Origin of the sequence: Streptomyces sp. NPDC086787, from assembly GCF_044745865.1 — a bacterium.
Classification (GTDB): Bacteria; Actinomycetota; Actinomycetes; order Streptomycetales; family Streptomycetaceae; genus Streptomyces.
The window spans coordinates 851243-864329 of sequence record NZ_JBIVBC010000001.1 but is presented as its reverse complement, the minus strand read 5'-3'; the positions used below and the strand labels follow the sequence as shown (position 1 = coordinate 864329).

Annotated in this window: 8 protein-coding genes; 6 read left to right on the top strand and 2 right to left on the bottom strand. The window is 71.3% G+C overall.

Going from position 1 to position 13087, the window contains the following annotated elements; all coding sequences use genetic code 11:
- Positions 1–125 precede the first annotated feature (125 nt).
- Positions 126–1679, top strand: coding sequence for a DUF1996 domain-containing protein (locus ACIPK3_RS04000; RefSeq protein ID WP_402566420.1), 1554 nt, complete (start codon positions 126–128; stop codon positions 1677–1679).
- An 87-nt stretch (positions 1680–1766) separates the two neighbouring features.
- On the opposite strand, the gene ACIPK3_RS03995 is transcribed toward ACIPK3_RS04000, so the two are convergent.
- On the bottom strand, positions 1767–2213 hold the full coding sequence (locus ACIPK3_RS03995) for a hypothetical protein (RefSeq protein ID WP_402566418.1): 447 nt from the start codon (positions 2211–2213) through the stop codon (positions 1767–1769).
- A 135-nt stretch (positions 2214–2348) separates the two neighbouring features.
- Here ACIPK3_RS03995 and ACIPK3_RS03990 point away from each other — a divergent pair, with 135 nt between their 5' ends.
- The 5 genes from ACIPK3_RS03990 to ACIPK3_RS03970 all read left to right on the top strand — a co-directional run bounded on the left by ACIPK3_RS03990 (position 2349) and on the right by ACIPK3_RS03970 (position 7651).
- The gene (locus ACIPK3_RS03990) at positions 2349–2849 is read left to right on the top strand and encodes a tetratricopeptide repeat protein (RefSeq protein ID WP_402566416.1); all 501 of its coding nucleotides are present in this window, start codon (positions 2349–2351) and stop codon (positions 2847–2849) included.
- Positions 2850–2898: 49 nt separating this feature from the next.
- The gene (locus ACIPK3_RS03985) at positions 2899–4827 is read left to right on the top strand and encodes a hypothetical protein (RefSeq protein WP_402566414.1); all 1929 of its coding nucleotides are present in this window, start codon (positions 2899–2901) and stop codon (positions 4825–4827) included.
- Positions 4828–4937: 110 nt separating this feature from the next.
- Positions 4938–5837: a metal-dependent hydrolase gene (locus ACIPK3_RS03980; RefSeq protein WP_402566413.1), complete on the top strand. Its 900-nt coding sequence runs from the start codon at positions 4938–4940 to the stop codon at positions 5835–5837.
- A complete protein-coding gene (locus tag ACIPK3_RS03975; protein ID WP_402566411.1) occupies positions 5837–6889 on the top strand; it encodes a PDR/VanB family oxidoreductase in 1053 nt (350 codons plus the stop codon). The genes ACIPK3_RS03980 and ACIPK3_RS03975 overlap by 1 nt, the downstream gene beginning before the upstream one ends.
- Before the next feature lie 69 nt (positions 6890–6958).
- Positions 6959–7651 (top strand): TetR/AcrR family transcriptional regulator, encoded by a 693-nt coding sequence (locus ACIPK3_RS03970; protein ID WP_402566409.1) that lies wholly within the window; start codon positions 6959–6961, stop codon positions 7649–7651.
- A gap of 21 nt (positions 7652–7672) precedes the next feature.
- On the opposite strand, the gene pulA is transcribed toward ACIPK3_RS03970, so the two are convergent.
- The gene (gene pulA / locus ACIPK3_RS03965) at positions 7673–13066 is read right to left on the bottom strand and encodes a pullulanase-type alpha-1,6-glucosidase (RefSeq protein ID WP_402566407.1); all 5394 of its coding nucleotides are present in this window, start codon (positions 13064–13066) and stop codon (positions 7673–7675) included.
- Between the last annotated feature and the right edge of the window lie 21 nt (positions 13067–13087).

Sequence of the window (13087 nt, the reverse complement as noted above, 5' to 3'; positions counted from 1 at the left end):
CAGTAAACCTCTGATGAATTCGTGAGGCGGCTGAACACGCCCGGGACCGGCAGCGTATGGATGGAAGCAGCTTCACTCCTGTCGGGCACCTCGATGCTGCCCCGCAAGGAAGTCAGAGGAGTTCCATGGGACGCAACACACGCAAACGCCGTACGCCACTGGCCACCAAGGCCATTGCCGCATCGGCGGCCCTAGCGCTCGGCGGGGGCGGGCTGATCTGGGCGAACTTTTACGCATCCGCGCATGAGTCGAACAACTCGGCCCAGAACCAGACCAAGGCGGCAGCCGCGCAGGTCGTGACGATCTCCTGCCCGGACATCGGCCAGAAACTGACACGCGTGCCGAACGGCGCCCGTTACGGCGTGGCCACCGAACTGGCCGCGCTCGACAAGCAGATCACCGATGCCTACGCCCGGCTCGCCTCCACGCGTCAGGCGCAGTGGAACGACGCGAGCTATGTGCAGAACGCGATCGTCAGCCCGCTGAAGCAGAAGCGGGTCGCGACGATCACCCGGATCAGAATCAACATCCAGCGGGCCGGCGGCAGCTTCAGCAACCAGTGGACCCAGCTGGCCTCCTGCACCACGCAGACCGCCAACCAGACCACCGCCGGCGGCCAGCAGAACGGCACCGGCGGGCAGCAGGGCAACGGCGGCCAGCAGAACGGCACCGGTGGCCAGCAGGGCACTGGCGGTCAGCAGGGCACTGGCGGTCAGCAGGGCAACGGTGGCCAGAACAACGGCACCGGCGGCCAGGCGGGCAACGGTCCGGCCGCGGCCGACTTCGTGGACATCACGAAGGTCGCCCCGAACGTCCAGGGCCAGCCGCGCAAGAGCCAGAACGCCTCGCGGGGCACGTTCACCACACGTTGCGGTGTGAACGCGAACAAGAACCACAACACGGACAACGTGATCGTGGCGCCCGGTGTGGCCAACGGCGCGCACCACCTGCACGACTACACCGGCAACCAGAAGGTCAACGCGTTCTCCAGCAACGACACGTTCCTCCAGGGCGGGACGAGCTGCCAGAACCGCAACGACCTGTCGTCGTACTACTGGCCCGTGGTCCGCGTCCAGGACGGCACGCAGGACTTCGACCAGAACAAGGACGGCGGCGGCAAGGAGGGCAACGTCGGCAAGATCCTGACGCCCGTCCAGGCGCAGATCAAGTACGTCGGCAACCCGCTCGGCAAGGTCACCGCGATGCCGCAGTTCCTGCGCATCATCACCGGTGACGCCAAGACCACGACCAACGGTCTGGCCAACGCCAACGCGCACTGGAGCTGCACCGGCTTCGAGAACAAGGTCCAGCTGACGACGCAGTACCCGATCTGCCCGCGGGGCAGCAACGTGGTGCGCACGTTCGCCTTCCAGAGCTGCTGGGACGGCCAGAACATCGACAGCGCCAACCACCGTACGCACGTGGCCTTCGCCGACCCGGCAAGCGGCGCCTGCGGCAACGGCTTCAAGGCGATCCCGCAGCTGACCATGCGGCTCGTCTACAAGATCAACCCGCCGACCGTCCAGAACGGCGTGGTGAAGAACGCGTACGCGGTCGACGGCTTCCCCGAGCAGTTGCACAAGCCGGCCACCGACCACGACGACTTCATCAGCGTCACGACCGGCAACCTGGCCAACAAGATCGCGAACTGCGTCAACCGCGGTCAGAACTGCGCCTGAGATCGGGTGGGCCGCCTCCGGGTGGCCCACCGAAGAAGGCCGGTGGCGGATTCCTCCCGCCACCGGCCTTCGCCGTGTGCCCGCCCGTCAGCCGCTGTGCGCGCCGTGGGTGTCGTCGTGACCGCCGCCGCCGTGGCCGCTGTGGTCGGCGCCGATCTCCACGTCGCCGCCGAGCGTGCCGCGCAGTGCCTTGACGACCCCGTTGTCACCGACCGCCACCCACTTGCGGCCGACCAGGTAGTAGCCGCCGTAGTCCTTGGCGTCGTTGAGCCAGTCACGCTGGCCGCGGTCGGTGGCGAAGGTGGCGAGGATGAACTTGCCGTCGGTGTTCTTGCAGAGGGCCTGGCGGATCTCGTCCGCGTCCGTCTGCATGTCCGGCTCGCACTTCACCTCGTGCGCCAGGCTCTCCAGGCTGCCGGTCGCCGTCGCGGGCACGGCGTCCGCGGCGCTCTTGCCGTCACCGGAGCCGCAGCCCGTGAGCAGCAGCGCCGCCGCGGCACCCGTCACCGCGAGCATCGCTCTCGTCGACCTCATCTGTTCCTCCGGTCCTGATGGGCGTAAGCATGCCGCACGGGGCCCCGGGCGGGACCCCGCCCATCGATACGGCCGAAAGGCACGGTGCGCTCAAACCGGTCGCCACCACCGGCACACCCGTGCGAACGTGAGCCGGTGCACCAAGACTGGGAAGACCGCGTGACCGCCGCCTGGGCCACCTTCGACGACTACCCCGAGGAGCGGGCCGCCGACTTCCGCGCGGTGATCGACGCCCTCGTGGCCGAGCTGCCCGAGGGCAGCCCGCTGGGCCCCTTCGAACAGGCCTGCGCCTGGGACTCGACCGGGCACTCGGACCGAGCGGCGCCGCTGTACCGGGAGGCGCTGGCGCACGGGCTGTCCGGATACAAGGGCCGCCGGGCGAAGATCCAGCTGTCCAGCTCGCTCAGGAACATCGGGCAGCCGGAGGAGGGCGTCAAGCTGCTCACACCCGAACTGGACGCGCCGTCCGACGAGTTGGACGACGCGGTGCGCGCCTGTCTCGCGCTGTGCCTGTCGAGCCTCGGCCGCGACCGCGAGGGACTCTCCCTCGTCCTCGGCGCCCTCGCCCCTCATCTGCCCCGCTACCAGCGCTCGATGGCCAACTACGCGCGCGCCATGGTCGAACCGGGGGACTGAGCCGCCCGCGGCCGGGTGACCAACCCATCGCTCACTCGTTTCCCAGGGCGTGCAGTCACAGGATGTAGCCAAGCGTCACGCACCCGCCCGCGCCAGGAGGTCGGGGCCGGCCATCGCCGTGGAGCAGGCCGAGGCCGCGCTCGTCGAGCACTACCCGCGACTGGTCCGGCTGGCCTATCTGGTGCTGCCGCCGGCCCTCGGCCGCGGCCGCCGCGTCCTGACCGCGCACGCCCTCACCCAGCGCGCCCTGCCCAGGGGCCGGGGCCGGGCCGCCGTGATCCCGGCGCAGGGGACGGGCCGGGACACCGACCCCGGCTACGCCTTCGTCCGCCTCCACGTGGTGCGTACGGCGCTGGAGGCGGCCCGGCCGCTCAGGCGGCGGCGTCGGCCCAGGCGCGCGCAGCTGCCGCCGCTGCTCCCCCAGGTCTGGGGCCTGCGGCTGTTCCCGCGCTCGGGCGGCGCCGACGAACTCGCCCTGGACCAGCGGCTGGCGTCCCTGTCCGGCCCGGCCCGTGCCGCGTACGTGCTGCGCGGCCTTGAGCGCCTCGCCGACGGTGACGTACGCCAGGTGCTGGCCGCCGCCGGGGTCACGGACCCGCACTCGGCGCTGCGGTCGGCCGACCAGGTCCCCCCGCAGTACGGGCTGCTCCTCTCCCCCGAGTTCGACGCGTGCTCGCTCCAGGCCCGGCCCACCGACCTTCGGCGGCGCAGGCAGCACACGAAGGCGGCGCTGGCCGCGGCGGCCGCGCTCTCGGTGTGCGGCGCGCTGATCGCAGTACCGGCCGGCGGCTGGGGCCCCGACGGCGCGGCCGCTCCCGCATACGTCGGGAACCCGGCCGCCGAGGCCGCCCTGGACCCCGGCAGGCTCACCCGGATCGCGCCCGCCGCCTGGCGGACCGCGGCGCGCGCCGACTTCTCCGTCTGGCCCGCGCGCGGGCCCCTCACCGGTGACACCGCCCTGCTGCGCCGTGCCCTCGCCGTCTGGGCCCGCCCCGGGGCGACGGTCCATGTCTCGGCGACACCGGGCACCCAGACCGGCGGCCCGGCCGGCCCGCCCCAACTGCTGTACGCGGGCCTGGTCGACAACGCCCGGGTGGTGATCCTCTACGACGGCCTGCGCATCGCCCGCTACGCCGAGCCGAAGGACGGCACCCAGGGCGCGGCGCTCGACTTCGCCCGGGTCGACGGGGCGACCGGCGCGAACGCGAGCGCGCTGGTGCTGGGCCGCTCCGACGGCAACGTCCGCTATCTGGCGGCGCCCTGGATCACGAAGGCGGCCGAGCGCGACCTGACCCGGCCGGACGCGGCGGCCACGGACCTCGGGCTGACCGACGGTGTCACCGGCCCCATGGCGCGCTCGGCGGGACCGGACGGCACCTGCACCTCGTGGAACGTGCTCCAGCTGACCGACGCCTCCGGCACCCGGCTCGGCACGGATCTCGGAGAGCTGGTCCCCGCCGGTCTCACCGAGGGCCGGCCGGGCGCGGAGAAGGAGGTGTCGGGAGCGGCCGCGCGGCGCGCCTGGGCCCCGTTCGCCTGCTCGCTGGCGGCGGCGCGCTCCGCCGGGGTGCGCAGTGTGAACGCGTGGGCGTACGCCGAGCAGCCGCTGCCCGACGGCGGCGCGACGGCCTCGTGGGTGTGCACCCGGGCCGAGACCTGGCGGGGCGACGGGTCGGCGGCACTGGCACAGTTCCACACCCCGGGCGGCCGGTACGGCGCGGTCGCGGCCCGGGGCACGGACGGGCCGGCGTGCGGCCCGCGTGATCCGCATGTGCTGGCCGGGGTGTTGTGGAAGTCCGGCGCCGGTGCCTGGTATCTCCTGGCCGCGGGCAGCCGCGACACCGCGTCGGTCAGCGCGTCCGGCGGGGTCACGGCGAGTGCTCGGGGCAGAGTGCTGGCGGTACGCGCCGAGCAGGGCGCACAGGCGAAGCTGTCGGGCACCCTGAAGGACGGGTCGGCGCTGAAGGGTCTGCGCTAGGGCCGACCGGATCGGCTGACAGGCCCGACCGACAGGCCTAGTTGACAGTTTCGTCAACAAGTGGGCGCAGCAGGGTTTCCCTGGGACTTACCCGCCAGTACATTGACGCCATGTCCAACAAGCAGGTCCGGCCGGTGGAGTCCGAGCGAACAGCGCTCAAGGCCCGCGACGTCTCCTTCTCCTGGCAGGGCACGCCGCTGCACTGGGTGCCCGGCGATCCGGTCGCCACGCACACCATGAACGTGCTGCACCTGCTGCTGCCCGCCGGCGAGCGGTGGTTCGTGCACGTGTACAAGCAGGTGCTGCCGCTCATCAAGGACGACCGACTGCGCGAGGACGTCATCGGGTTCATCGGCCAGGAGGCGATCCACTCCCGGGCCCACGACGAGGTGCTGCCGCATCTCAAGGAACTCGGCCTGGACCCGGCGCCGTACACCGCGCAGGTCGACTGGCTCTTCGAGAAGCTGCTCGGCGACCGCACGCTGCCGCCGGGCCGGGCCCGCCGGTGGTGGCTGCTGGAGCGGGTGGCGCTGATCGCGGCCATCGAGCACTACACGGCGTTCCTCGGCGACTGGATCCTGAACGCCGGTGAACTGGACCGGCGCGGGGCCGATCCGACCATGCTGGACCTGATGCGCTGGCACGGTGCCGAGGAGGTCGAGCACCGGTCCGTCGCCTTCGACCTGTTCATGCACGTCGACGGCAGCTACCGGCGCCGGGTGCGCACCTGGGCGACGGCGTTCTCCGCGCTGGTGTTCCTGTGGCAGCGCGGGGCCCGCTTCTTCCTGGCGAACGATCCCCTGTTGACCGAAGGCAAGGCCTCGTTGCGGGACTTCCATCTGTGCGGACGGCGCGGCACCCTTCCCACGGCCGAGGACATGCTGAGGTCCATCCCGCGCTACCTCAGCCGTGCCTACCACCCCTCGCAGGAGGGCTCCACGGAGCAGGCCGCCGCCTATCTGGCGACCTCTCCCGCCGCCGTGGCGGCCGACGAGCGGGGTGTGTCCTGATGCCGAGGCCCACGACCGTCGCGGTGCTCGCGGGCGCCGCGCTGCTGGCCCGGCGGGCGGTGCGGCGCCGTGTCCGGGTCTCGCCGCTGTGGCCACTGCCCGCCCTCGACCCGCCCGTCTCCGGGCGGCCGCGCTCACGCGTGCTGCGGCTGCGGGTCGCCGCGCGCGAGACGGTCGCCGACGGGGTCGTACGACTGCGCCTCGAGGGTGCGGAGTTGCCCGCCTGGACGCCGGGCGCGCACCTCGACGTGGTGCTGCCGTCCGGTCTGGTGCGGCAGTACTCGCTGTGCGGGGATCCCGGGGACACCTCGTCGTACACGGTCGCCGTCCGGCTGGTCGCGGACGGCCGGGGCGGCTCGCGCGAACTGCACGAGCGGGTGGCCGAGGGCGCCGAGCTGGAGGTGCGCGGGCCGCGCAACCGCTTCCCGCTGGTCGAGGCGCCCGCGTATGTGTTCGTCGCCGGGGGGATCGGGATCACGCCAGTCCTGCCGATGCTGCGGTCGCTGCCGGAGGACGCCCGGTGGCGGATGGTGTACGGCGGCCGAACGCGGGCCTCGATGCCGTTCCTGGAGGAGGTGGCGAAGCTCGCCGGTGACCGGCTGACCGTCGTCGCGGAGGACGAGGACGGGCGGCCGGACCTGGCCGGACCGTTCACGGATCTCGCCGAGGGCACGGTGGTCTACTGCTGCGGACCGGAGGGGCTGACGCGGGCGGTCCGGGAGCGGCTTCCCGAGGGCGCCGCGCTGCACGTGGAGCGGTTCGCGCCGCACCCGTCCTCCCCCGTCGGGAACACCGAGTTCGAGGTGGAGCTGCGGCGGAGCGGACGGACGGTGACGGTACCGGCGGACTCCACCGCGCTGGCCGCCATACGGGCCGAGCTGCCCGACACCGCCTACTCCTGCGGGCAGGGTTTCTGCGGGACCTGCAAGCAGCGGGTGGTGGCGGGCGAGGTGGAGCACCGGGACGAGCTGCTCACCGACGCGGAGCGTGCCGACTCGATGCTGATCTGTGTCTCCCGGGCCGGAAGTGGCCGTCTGGTGCTGGACATGTGACATTTTCGCGCGAACACCACAACCGGACCGACCCGTTCGGGGCCGGATCCGATCGGTAAGGTGGGCGGCATGAGTACCGGGGTTCGCCGCAGAATGGGAGTGGAGGAGCGGCGGCAGCAGTTGATCGGCGTCGCCCTCGAACTGTTCAGCCGCCGCTCGCCCGACGAGGTCTCCATCGACGAGATCGCGTCGGCCGCGGGCATCTCGCGGCCGCTGGTCTATCACTATTTCCCCGGCAAACTCAGCCTGTACGAGGCCGCGTTGCAGCGTGCGGCGGAGGATCTGGCGGGCCGGTTCGTGGAGCCGCACGACGGGCCGCTCGGCGGCCGGCTACTGCGCGTGATGCGCCGCTACTTCGACTTCGTGGACGAGCACGGCCCAGGCTTCTCGGCCCTGATGCGCGGCGGCCCGGCCGTCGGTTCCTCCACCGCCAACGCGCTGGTCGACTCCGTACGGCAGGCGGCGTACAAACAGGTGCTGGCGCACCTGGGCGCCTTCGACCCGCCGCCCGCCCGGCTGGAACTGGTCATACGGTCCTGGATCTCGCTCGCCGAGTCGACGGCCCTGATCTGGCTGGACGGCCGGCGCATCCCGCGCGCCGAGCTGGAGGTCCAGCTGGTGCACGACTTCGCCGCGCTCGCGGCGGTCAGCGCGGCCCAGGACAAGGAGATGAGCCTCCTGCTGCGCGGTCTGCTCAAGGACGAACCGGCCGACGGTCCCTTCACGGATCTCGTCGGCCGGCTCATGGCGCTGGCTTCCTGAGCCCTCCCGGCCCCGCTTCCCCTACTTCTGCTTCGCCGCCCGGGTGAACACCGCCACCGTCCGCGCCGGGACGGTGAACGTGCCCGAGCCGACCGCGTAGGCGGCGGTCCTCACCACCGGGTCCGCGCCGCCGGCCTGCACCGGGTGCAGCCGGTACGGCGTCCCGGCGAGGGTGCCGATCCGCTGTGTCTGCTTCTCGGGCGTCGCGTTGAAGACCACGACCAGGTCACCCAGCCGCATGGTGATCACCCCCGGCGTCTCGTCCCTGCCGGACAGCGGGAAGGAGAGCCGGGACTGCACCTGCGCGGTGGTGGCGAGGGAGAACGCCCGTTCCGTGGTGCGGATTCTGAGCAGGTCCCGGTAGGCGGCCGAGGCTCCCTCGATCTGCGGGCACCCCACGCCGACGGTGCTCAGCAGGGGCTTGGCCCAGGACCACTTGGACGCGTTGTCGGCGGCCATGGGCAGACCCCGGCCGAAGCCGTTGCCGTCCGCGCAGTTCCAGTGGATGGCGTTGAACCAGTCGCCGCTGTCGTAGGAGTTGCGATCCAGGGACTTCGAGCGGAGCAGGTCGCTGCCCGCCTGGGACAGGGACGGCCCCTGGGAGAGGCCCGCCGTGGCCATCGCCAGGACCTGCATACGGGCCCGGTCCGCGGCGGAGGTCCCCTTGGGCAGCTTGAAGGCGAGGGCGTCGAACAGCGACTCGTTGTCGTGCGCGTCCACATAGGCGAGGGCCTCGCCGGGCGCGGCCGCGTAACCGGCGGGTGAGCCGTTGTAGTCGACCTGGGCGCCGGTGACCTCCTTGCCGTCGGCACCGGTGAACCGGAATCCGGCGAGGTTGCCGGTCAGGCCGACCTTGATCAGGTCCTGGTAGTGCAGCAGGCGGGCCCTCTGCTCATCCGCGGTGCCGTTCGCCGTGGAGGAGTTGGGGTCGGTGTAGAGGCCGGAGGCGAAGCCCTGGACGCCGGGGTCGGCGTCGAAGGGGCCGCCGCCGCGCACCGCGTCACGGGCGCGGTCGGAGAAGGTGGCGATGCCCGTGCCGGCCATGTTCCGCTGGGTGGCCTGGGTGAACCGGGCGTCGTTCGCCACCTCGCCGAAGTTCCAGCCCTCGCCGTAGAGGATGATCTTCCTGCCGTCGACGCCGTCCTTCTCCGGCGTCAGCGCGTCGAGGGCCTTGCGGACGGCGAGGATGTTGGCCTTCGGGTGGTGGCCCATGAGGTCGAAGCGGAAGCCGTCCACCTTGTACTGCTTGGCCCAGGTGACGATCGAGTCGACCACCAGTTTGCCCATCATGGCGTTCTCGGGTGCGGTGTTGGCGCAGCAGGTGCTGTTGGCGACGCTTCCGTCCGCGAGGAGCCGCTGGTAGTAGCCGGGCACGATCCTGTCGAGGACGCTGGTGTCGGCCTGCCCCGCGGCGGCGGTGTGGTTGTAGACGACGTCCATGACGACCCGGAGGCCGTCCTCGTTGAGCGCCTTGACCATCCTCCGGAACTGCACGGTGCGCGCCGTACCGTCCGGGTCGGTGGCGTAGGAGCCCTCCGGGACCGTGTAGTGGTACGGGTCGTAGCCCCAGTTGTAGGCGTCCTTGGCGGCGGTCTTCGCCACGCACTCCTGCTGCTGGTCGGAGTCGGCCGGGTGGGCGGCCAGGTCGCAGTCGGGGCTCGCCTGGTCGGACCGGCGCTCGGGAATGGTGGCGATGTCGAAGACGGGCAGGAGATGCACGTAGGAGGTGCCGGACCGCGCCAGCGCCCGCAGGTGCTTCGAGCCGTCGCTGCCCTTGTCGGTGAAGGCCAGGTAGGTGCCCCGGTGCTCCGCCGGGACCGTCCGGTCGGCGACGGAGAAGTCCCGGATGTGCAGTTCCTGGATCTGCGCGTCCCGCAGCGGCACGGCCCTGGGCTTGCGCAGGCCCGCCCAGCCGCCGGGCGCCAGCGCCTTGTCGTTCAGGTCGACGACGAGAGCGCGCTCGGAGTTCGCGGTGAGCGCGACCGCGTAGGGGTCGGTGACCTCGTTGGTGACGATCTTGCGAACGCTCGGGGCCCAGACCTTCACGACATACCGGTAGGGCTTGTCCTTCCAGGACTTCGGGCCGGTGACGGACCAGACGCCGGTGGCGGCGTCGCGGTGCATGGCGACTCGGGAGCCGTCCAGGTCCAGGGCGACGCTCTGCGCGGTGGGCGCCCACACGGACAGGGTCGGCCTGCCGTCCCGGAAGACCGGGCCGAGCTTCGCCCCGGTCGCGTCGTACACGTCGTCGAGCACGCCCGCGGTCTGCACTCCGGTCGCGGCGAGCACCGCTCCGTCGGCACCGCGCTGCGAGGCGACGAGCTGGCCGCGCAGCGCCTCGCGCACGCGGTCCCGGTCACGTGGGTCGACGGACCAGGCGGTGTAGTCCTTGAGGTGCGGGAACTTCGCCTTCTGGGCGTCGGTGAGGGTGGTCCCGGTCAGCCGGAGCCAGCGTTCGTCGTCGCTGGTCAGCGCGCCGTCCTTGACGGTGATCGAGCCGTCGCGGGAGTAGAGCAGCTGGGTGGAGGCGGCGCCGTCGACGCCGTTCCAGGCGACCGTGTTCCGGTCGATCCAGACCGCCTTGGAAGTGGCCAGGTCGAGGGCGGCCGCGCTGCCGGCGGGCTGCGGCAGCAGGTACTTCTCCTGGCCGTTCAACAGCCACACCTCATGACCGTAGGTCTTGAGGTCGAGCGACTGGTCGGTGGGCAGATCCTTCTCGTCGCCCTGGTGGACGATGTAACTGAGGCTGGTGGCACCTTCGGTGAGCGGTACCTCGAAGACCGCGCCATAGGCATCAGTCTTCACCGGCTTGAGGGGGTTCGACCAGTCGGCGGTGGGGCTGGCCGCGCCCGTCCAGACGTGCAGTCCCCAGCCGTCGTAGTCCCCGTCGGCGCGGTGGTAGTGGAGGACCGCCCTGGTCCTGTCCTGAGCGGGGTGGTCGGGCCGCTGGGTCACCACGTCGGGCTTGCCCTGCTCGATCCAGACCTCACCCGTCCTGGTGACGTCGATGCTCCGGTCGGCGGAGACGTCCTTGTTGCCGTCCTTGTCGATGACGAGGAAGCCGACGTTCGAGGCGCCGGGCCTGAGCCTGACGTAGGCGAAGGCGCCGTAGGCGTCACGGCCGGTGAAGGGGTGGCTTGCGGGCCAGTTGGTGGACTCGCCGTCGGCGAGGTCGCCCCAGGCGTACAGGCCCCAGTCGGTGTAGTCGCCGCCGGGGCGCTTGTAGTGGACGATCGCGTAGTCCCGGGAGGAGGCCGTGGGGACCTCGGGGGCGGGCGGGGTGCCGGTGGTGCTCGTGGCGGTGGCGCTCGCGGTGCGTCCGGCGGAGTCGATCACGACGGCCTTGTAGCGGAGGGCGGTGCCGGACGGTACGTCCTTGGTGATGGTCTGGGTGACCTTGTAGGGGGCGTGGTCGGCGGAGCCGAGGATCTGCCACTTCCCGTTGCCGGTCTGGGCGGCGAGGACGACGCGGTCGAGCTGTCCGCCGTCGATGCCGGCGGTCAGCTCCACGGTGCCGGTGGCGCCGGCGTCCGGGGGCGTGAGGGTGATGGTCGGCCTGGTGGCAGGCCCGGCGAGGGGGCCGGATGCCTTCAGTACGACGGCGGAGGCGGCCGGGACCGTGATGGTGAGCCTGTTGCCGGCGTCGCTGCGCGCGGTGGCGTCGGTGCCGTAGATGCCTCGGTACGTCATGTTCGGCGAGCCGGTCGCGAAGGTGGCCGACTCGGTGGCCTCGGCGTTGTTGAAGGCGACGACGTACTCGGTGCCGGTCCGGGCGTCCGTGCGGGTGACGGCGTAGACGCCGGGGCCGTCGGCGGCGTACCGCTCGGTCTGGACGCCGTCGGTGAGGGCCGGGTTGGCCTTGCGGAGCTTGGCGAGAGCGGCGATCTCCCGGTAGAGCGGTGCGCCGGTGTCGTAGGCGTCGCTCGCGTGGGTGCGGTCGGTGCCGATCTCGTCGTCGTCCAGGTAGTCGGCGGTCTTGGAGGCGAACATGGTCTGGCGGGCGTCCTTGTCGCCGCCGGAGCCGGTGAAGCCCTGTTCGTCGCCGTAGTAGACGACCGGGTTGCCCCGGCTGAGGAACATCAGCTGGTTGGCCAGCCGGTCCTTCCTCAGCAGTTCGGCGTCGGTGGCCTTCGGGGCGTCCTGCTTCAGGAAGTACCCGATCCGGCCCATGTCGTGGTTGCCGAGGAAGGTGACCTGTTCATAGGCGTTGGCCTTGTCGGTCGAGTACTTGTAGTCGTCGCCGAAGACACCGGCAAGTTTCCGCGCGCTGCCGCCCTGGGAGGCGTACTGGCGGGCCGCGTCCTGGAACGGGAAGTCGAGCGTGGCGTCGAGGCGGCCCCGGGTGACGTAAGGGGACGTGACGGAGGTGTCGGCGGAGTACACCTCACCGAACATGAAGAAGTTCCTACGGCCGTGCGCGGCGGCGTACTTGTCCAGTGCCGTCGCCCACTGCGTCCAGAACTCCATGTTCACGTGCTTGACGGTGTCGATGCGGAAGCCGTCGATGCCGTAGTCCCGGACCCAGCGCTGGTAGATCCTCTCCATGCCGCTGACGACCTCGGGGCGCTCGGTCCACAGGTCGTCCAGGCCGGAGAAGTCGCCGTACGTGGTGGACTCCCCCGAGTAGGTCGAGTCGCCCCGGTTGTGGTACATCGCCGGGTCGTTGAGCCAGGACGGGACCTTGTTCCCACTGGTCACCCTCGGCGTCCGCGGGAAGGAACCGGCGTCCACGGCCGGGAAGCGCCGCTTGCCGTCGGCATGGCCGGCGTCGTCGAAGGGCCGCCCGTCCTTGGTCAGATAGGGGAACGCGCCCTTGGAGAGGTAGCCGTAGGACTTCTCCTCGTAGTCCACGACGTCGGCGGTGTGGTTGGTGATGACGTCGAAGAAGACCTTCATGCCCTTGGCGTGGGCCTTGGAGATGAGGGCTGTCAGGTCCTTGTTGGTCCCGAAGTGCGGGTCGACCTGGGTGAAGTCGGTGATCCAGTAACCGTGGTAACCGGCACTGGCGTTGGCGCCCGTCCCCTGCACCGGCTGATTCTTGAAGATCGGCGCCATCCAGATGGAGGTGGTGCCGAGCCCCTTGATGTAGTCGAGGCGGCTGGTCAGGCCCTTGAGGTCGCCGCCCTGGTAGAAGCCCTTGTCGGTGGGGTCGTAGCCGGTGCTGAGCCGTGAACCGGTCAGCCCTCCCCTGTCGTTCGCCCTGTCCCCGTTGGCGAAACGATCCGGCATGACGAAGTAGAACTGCTCGCGGGTGTCGTCGTGCCGGGCGGGCTCGGCGGCGAGGCGGGCGTCCGACGGTGGCCGGGGCGGAGTCGGGCTCGGGGGTGCGGCTTGCGCGGCCAACGGCTGCACCAGCGCGGCGGCGAGGGCGGCGACGGCCACCGCCGCGATCCGTCGCGGTTGTCTGGGTATCACGGGCGTGAACTCCTAGGGTGT

Coding starts and splice junctions, on each gene's coding strand:
- ACIPK3_RS04000 (WP_402566420.1), top strand. CDS start 126: ATGGGACGCAACACACGCAAACGCCGTACGCCACTGGCCACCAAGGCC.
- ACIPK3_RS03995 (WP_402566418.1), bottom strand. CDS start 2,213: ATGAGGTCGACGAGAGCGATGCTCGCGGTGACGGGTGCCGCGGCGGCG.
- ACIPK3_RS03980 (WP_402566413.1), top strand. CDS start 4,938: ATGTCCAACAAGCAGGTCCGGCCGGTGGAGTCCGAGCGAACAGCGCTC.
- ACIPK3_RS03975 (WP_402566411.1), top strand. CDS start 5,837: ATGCCGAGGCCCACGACCGTCGCGGTGCTCGCGGGCGCCGCGCTGCTG.
- ACIPK3_RS03970 (WP_402566409.1), top strand. CDS start 6,959: ATGAGTACCGGGGTTCGCCGCAGAATGGGAGTGGAGGAGCGGCGGCAG.